The sequence below is a fragment of the Polymorphospora sp. NPDC050346 genome (assembly GCF_040655695.1).
GTDB classification, from domain to species: domain Bacteria; phylum Actinomycetota; class Actinomycetes; order Mycobacteriales; family Micromonosporaceae; genus Polymorphospora; species Polymorphospora lycopeni.
Genome location: NZ_JBFAKM010000104.1, coordinates 1 through 1,714, shown reverse-complemented (window position 1 = coordinate 1,714; position 1,714 = coordinate 1). Strand labels below are relative to the sequence as shown.

Here is a 1,714-nt window from a genome sequence, read left to right as displayed (position 1 = left end):
TCCTGCGCGAACACGGGTAGGCGACGCTTGATGGTCGCGTACGACGGCGCCCGCACGCCCGTCTCCTCGAGGACCCGTAGGCTGTCGAGCTTGCTGGTCGGCTCGATGATCCGGGCCAACACGAGCTGCCGGAACACGTCGTCCCCACCTGCCGCCTGCGCGAACCCGAGCACCTCATAGGCGTGCGTGAGGGCGTCCCACAGGTGCCCCATCCGCGCCGATGTGATCGGCAACGGATCACCCGCGCTGCGCTGGCCGACCTCAGTGCGCTCCAGCCCCAGGTCCAGCTCGCCCTGACCCGCGGCCAGACGCTGCCGGGCGACCGCCCGCAAGACCTCCAGCCCGGCCTCGTCGTGCGCCGACCCGATGTGCTCGATATCCCGCGACCCGCGCCGTGAGGAGTAGACGATCTGCACCGCCCTCGCGCCTGACGCGGTCCTCACCGTGCGCACATACGGGGACATCAGCCCACCCTACGACCCGGGATTAGTGCGCAGATCCGCCGACGACGAGCCAAGAACCCGCTGGTCAGCGCCAGGAGCCCGCTCGGGAACCATGATCGTGAGCCAAGTCAGGTTTGAGCGGGCTGAGGATGATGCCCCCCGTTCGGTGATCTCCACATCACAGCGCCGGTCGATGTGTTGGCCATCGCTCAAACCAGTACGGCCGACGGTCGGCAGTGCCGTACCCGGGCGGTGAGATCGACGTTGGCTCGGCCGACAATCAACATGTGAAGACCGGTCTGCCTCTCGGTGACCGGGTTGCCTGCCACGCTGTGCTCGTCATGCGCCCGGCAACGTCTTGGTGCTGATGATCTGTCCTGCTCCGATGAATCGTTTGAGGACGAGCATCCCCGCGTCGTGGGCGACCTGGCCGGCGTGGCTGCCGGACGCGTCGGCAACGACCCACGGCGTGTATCCGAGTTCGAATGCGTCGACCGCCGTCTTCAGCACACAGCTTTCGGTAGCGATACCGCACACATAGAGATCGGTCCAGCCGTGTCGATCGATCAGGTCCCGCCCCTCGTCGGTGAACAAGCTGTAGATCGTCTTGTCGAGCACTGCTGTCGCCCTTCCCACGAAGGGTTGCAGCTCGGGAACGATGTCCACCTCGGGCGCGTCGCGGAGCTTGGTCCAGTGGATCAAGCGCTCGAACGGGCTGCCCTCATAGTTGATGTAGCGAGTGAAGACCACATCCCCGCCCTCGTCCAGCCATCGCTGGACGAGATCACGGATGACCGGAACGACCGGCGCCGAGGCATCGCGGATGAAGCCGTTCTGTACGTCGACCACGACCAGGACGGAAGATTTCTTGATCATCGTGTTCGGCTCCCCGCGGATTCGCGGAGGATTTCTATCGCGTGATCAAGGTGGTTCACGATTCCGCTGGTCTCGATGACCGCGTTGCGCATGGAACGGTGCTGGCCGGACTCCTGTGGGCGGGCGTTCGTCAGCCGCGACGCATTGCCCGCAGGAACCTCCAGTCGTACCGGTCGGGCACCTGCGGATCTCGCCCATTCTCCGCCTCCGCGTTGATGTGGGCGCTGTAGGTCCACAGGGCCTGGGTAGCGAGTTCGCAGACGATCGCTTCCTGTTCGGCCAGGGCGTGGGACGGCTGGAGGGTGTCCCTATGGGGTTCGTCAAGCGGCGGGGCGGGGTTGGTAGAGGGCTTTGTCGCGGAGCATGGCGAACAGGACGTCGCAGCGGCGTCGGGC

Annotated in this window: 1 protein-coding gene and 2 pseudogenes; all 3 read right to left on the bottom strand. The window is 65.8% G+C overall.

Annotated elements, in window-relative coordinates; translation table 11 throughout:
- Nucleotides 1-416 (bottom strand): annotated as a pseudogene (locus tag AB0I42_RS37270) (IS1634 family transposase); the annotation flags it as partial.
- A 366-nt stretch (nt 417-782) separates the two neighbouring features.
- A complete protein-coding gene (locus AB0I42_RS37265; RefSeq protein ID WP_357544487.1) occupies nt 783-1,319 on the bottom strand; it encodes a cysteine hydrolase in 537 nt (178 codons plus the stop codon).
- Between the two features lie 130 nt (nt 1,320-1,449).
- A pseudogene (locus tag AB0I42_RS37260) lies at nt 1,450-1,714 on the bottom strand (hypothetical protein); the annotation flags it as partial.